Genomic DNA, 4,193 nt, shown 5'->3' with positions numbered 1-4,193 from the left:
GACGCCTCCTCGAACAGCTCGGCGTCGTACTGCCAGCGCGCGAACCACCGCTCGCCGTCCTGCTCGACGGTCAGCGACAGGTCGAACTTCGCGCCGCCGTTGTGCACCGCCTCGGGCCGGAAGGTGACCGGCCCGGCCCGCCGCGCGGGCGGCGCGGGCTCGACCGCGAACAGCACCTGCACCAGCGGCGCGTGCGCCAGCGTCCGCTGCGGCGCGACCAGGTCGACCAGCTGCTCGAACGGCAGGTCCTGGTGCGCCAGCGCGGCCACGGTCGCCGCCTCGGCCGCCGCGACGACCTCGCCGAACGTGGTGCCCGGCGTGAACGTCGCGCGCAGCGGCAGGGTGTTGGCCACGAACCCGACCAGGCCCTCGGTCTCCGGCCGGGTGCGGGCCGCGACCGGTGTGGCGACCAGGAAGTCCGCCTGCCCGGTGACCCGGTGCAGCACGCACTGGAACACCGCCAGCAGCCGGGCGAACGACCCGTCCTCGACCTCCAGCCCCACCCGCAGCTCCGCGCCGCGCCCGGTCGGCACGGCGGGCCGCGCGCGGTCGGTGGGCAGCGTCAACACGGTCGGCACGCCCTCCAGCGCCCGCCGCCAGTGCTCGGCGTCGGCGGCGAACGCGCCGCCGTCGGCCTGCTCCCGCTGCCACACCGCGTAGTCCGGGTACTGCACGGGCAGCTCGGGCAGCTCGGCGGGCGCGCCGCCGGCCTCGGCCGCGTAGAGCGCCGCCAGCTCGTCGAACAGCACCGCGCACGACCAGCCGTCGGCGATCGCGTGGTGCAGCACGAGCACCAGCACGTCGTCCCCGACCAGCGTGGCGCGCAGCAGCGGCCCCTCGTGCAGCGCGAACGGCCGCCGCACCTCCTCCCGCACCGCCGCCTCGACGGCGTCGGGACCGGCGGCCGGCGCGTGCCGCAGCGGCACGGTCAGCGCGGACGGCACGACCTGCACCGGCACGCCGTCCTCGGCGGCGAACCTGGTGCGCAACGCCTCGTGCCGGGCCACCAGGTGGTTCAGCGCCCGCTCCAGCGCGCCCCGGTCCAGCGGTCCGTCGACCCCGACCCGCCAGCCGATGTTGTAGACCGGGCTCGCCGGCAGCAGCTGGTCCACCAGCCACAGCCTGCGCTGGCCCGACGACGCCGGGAACAGGAACACCTCGTCCGCCCGACCCTCCGGTATCACCGCGCTCACCGCGGCCCTCCCTCTGCTCCCACGTTCACCGCTGCCACGTCCACCGCCGTGCCTTCCGCCTTCTCCGGCCTGCCGCGCCGGTCCACCGCCACGACCCGCAGCTCCGCGGTGTGCCGCGCGCCGCGCGCGTCGGTCAGCCACAGCTGGTCCGGGCCGGGCAGCATCTCGCCGATCCCCATCGGGGCCTCCGGCTTCTCGCGGTCGAGCGCCCGCACCGCGTGCGCGAACAGCTCGACCGACGGTTGGCTCTCCAGGTCCACGTAGAACGGCTTGTGCTCCACCGGGCTCTTGACGAACGCGAACCTCGGCAGGCCGTGCTCGCGCCGCCACGCCTGGGCCCGCAGGTACCGCGTCGGCTCGTCGGCGGCGAACGCGAAACCGCACTTCGCGCTCGGCAGCCGCCAGCCCTCGCGCGCCACCACGAGCCGGTCCAGGCTCACCCGCGGGGTGTGCTCCCCGGCGGGCAGCAGCCGGAAGTGCTGCACGAGCTGGGCCATCACCTGCTCGTTGAGCAGCTCGACGAGGTCCAGGTCGACCCGGCCGTCCCGGCTGCGCGCCAGCAGCCGGCCGCCGACCTCGACCACGTCGCACGAGCCGACCGGCACCGAGCCGCGCAGGCCGGGACCGCAGGCGTCGTGCCCGAACACGATCTTCAGGTCCTCGGGCAGCACCAGGGCGTCGGCCAGGCGCTGCGGCGTGCCGCCCTCCTCGCGGGTGGTGGCCAGCACGACCCGAGGCCCGTTCAGGTCCCGCCGCATCGCCTCGCGCAGCTGCTCCGGGTCGGGGTGCTGGGAGACGAACAGGGCCGAGCGCATGGTGTTCACGCCCGGGTGCACCTCGCCGAGCACCCACCGGTAGTCGCCGTCCCGGATCGCCTGCTCGTCGCGGGCGGCGATGAGCACGTCGGGGCTGTGCTGCACGGCGCCGCGCCAGCCGGGGCGCGGCGCGGCGAACGCCTTGAGCACCGCGTCCCGCACGTCGGTCACCCGGTGGTGGACCTCGCGGGCGTCGGGTTCGCCACCGCCGCCCAGCGCGGTGGCCCAGCGGTGCTGCAACGCCCGGACCAGGCGGCCGATCAGCCGTTCGTCGAGCCGGAAGATGGTGTCGTTGGCCCACAGCCAGAAGTCCGCGAGGTTCACGTGGCCGTCGCCGGTGGCGGCGACGCGCTGCCGGTAGACCTCGCGCAGCGCCCGCCCGTACAGCGCGGCCCCGGCCGAGGTGTACCAGCGCGCCGCCTCCAGGACCAGCGACAGCGGCGACCACAGCGTGTCCAGCAGCGCGGGGGAGAGGGTGACGTCGAGGTCGCGGCGGCACTCCTCGTGCACCACCGTGCGCCCGGCGTAGAACAGCCCGGGTCTGCGCACCGCGGCGGCGCCGGTGACGGCGGTGAACCGCTCGTGCAGGTCCTCGATCGACCGCACCAGCCGGTCCGGGTCGCCCACCGCGTCGCGCACGGCGTCGCGACCGGCCTCGATCCCGGCGAGCCGCTGTTCGACCCCGGCCCGCACGTCGTCGTCGCCGATGGCCGCGACCTGCTCCCGCAGCGACTCCTCGGGCACCAGCGCCTCCGGCGGCACCTCCAGCGTCCAGGCGATGCGCTTGGCCAGGCGTAACCGCTCCAGGGCGGCCAGCACGTCGCCCGCCGGCAGCCCGAGGCGTTCGGCGATGGCGTCGGGGCGGGTCAGCCCGTCGCACGCGGCGAGCACGGCGGCGTCCGGCGCGGGCAGCCGCACCGGCCCGGTCATCGGCACGCGCAGGACGTCGCCCTCCACGTGCACGAACGGCATCCGCCTCGGCACCGCCCACGGCCGCACCGCGTCGGTGGTCAGCGCCTCGGCCACCTGCTGCACGGCCCAGTTCTCCAGGTAGACCGTGCGCGAGGCGATCAGGTCCGGGCCGGGCGCCGCGGTGATCGCGGCGGGCGCGTCGTCCTCGACGCGCGCCCACCCCACGGGGCCGAAGAACCCGATGGTGTCGTTCTTCGCGCAGTACCGCTGGAGGTAGCTGACGACGGTGTGCTCCCAGCGGCGGTAGTCGACGTTGCGCGTGGCGGACCGCTCCCCGGACAGGGCCCGGTGCAGCGCGTCGACGGCGGTCTGCAGCGCCCTGGGGTTCTGCCAGGCGACCGCCTCGCGGAACCTCGGGTCGCCGCTGACCTCGCGCAGCACCTCGGCGGCGGCCCGGCGGCCCTCCTCGAACCGGTCGGCGTAGGCGGCCAGCAGCGCCTCGTGCCGGGCGGCGGTCTCGGCGGCGGCCGCCAGCGCCTCGTCCACCCCGGTCCGCGCCAGCACGAGCTGCACCTCGGCGGTGCCGGTGACGGTGGGGACGGCGGGTGCGGCGGCGACCGCGGGCGGCGTCTCCGCCACCGCGCCCAGGTCGACCAGCTCGGGCACCGCGGCCAGCGCCGCCCGCGCCTCCGCGAACCGGCCCTTGCGCACCAGCCGCCCGATGCGCCGCAGCGCGGACCGCTGCTCGCCCCGCGCCCGGTCCTCGACCTCGCGCAGCAGCCGGAACGCCGACCACCGGGCCTCGCCCAGGGCGTCCTCGGCCGCCAACGCCTCCTCCGCCGCCCGCGCCGCCTCGGGACTGGCCACCGCCAGCAGCGGTTCGATGCCGAAACCCGTGCCGCGCAGCTCGACCCACCGCCACGCGGCCCAGTCGCCGCCGCCGGCGGGCACCACCAGGTGATCGGCCGCGGCCGTCCGCGCCGCCGGAGGTCGGGGCGTCGGGGGTCGGGGCGCGTGCACCCCGGGGGTGGGCGCCCGGTAGGCCGAGCGGTCGCGGCGCGTGATGCCGGCCGACAACCCCGACCCGTCGCGCGCGGCCGCGTCGAGGACCGCCGCGCATGCGGCCAGCGTCCGCGCCCGGTGCAGCCGCGCGACCGGCACCTCCACGCCGAACTCCTCGCGCACCCGGAACGCCAGCCGCACGGCCAGCAGCGAGTTGCCGCCCACCGCGAAGAAGTCGTCCTCGGCCCTCACCTGCGGCACGTCCAGCAGC

2 protein-coding genes are annotated in these 4,193 nt (G+C 76.9%); both read right to left on the bottom strand.

Annotated features, from left to right (window positions below; translation table 11 throughout):
* A partial coding sequence (locus ACFV4N_RS40515; protein ID WP_499677998.1) for a condensation domain-containing protein occupies positions 1-1,193 on the bottom strand: 1,193 nt, incomplete at its 3' end.
* Positions 1,190-4,193: lantibiotic dehydratase (locus ACFV4N_RS40510; protein ID WP_499677997.1), on the bottom strand; the 3,004-nt coding region annotated here is incomplete at its 5' end. The genes ACFV4N_RS40515 and ACFV4N_RS40510, both read right to left, overlap by 4 nt.

The organism is Actinosynnema sp. NPDC059797 (genome assembly GCF_042732085.1).
Classification (GTDB): domain Bacteria; phylum Actinomycetota; class Actinomycetes; order Mycobacteriales; family Pseudonocardiaceae; genus Actinosynnema.
Note: the sequence above shows the minus strand (reverse complement) of the source record. Positions and strands in the feature narration are given on the sequence as shown.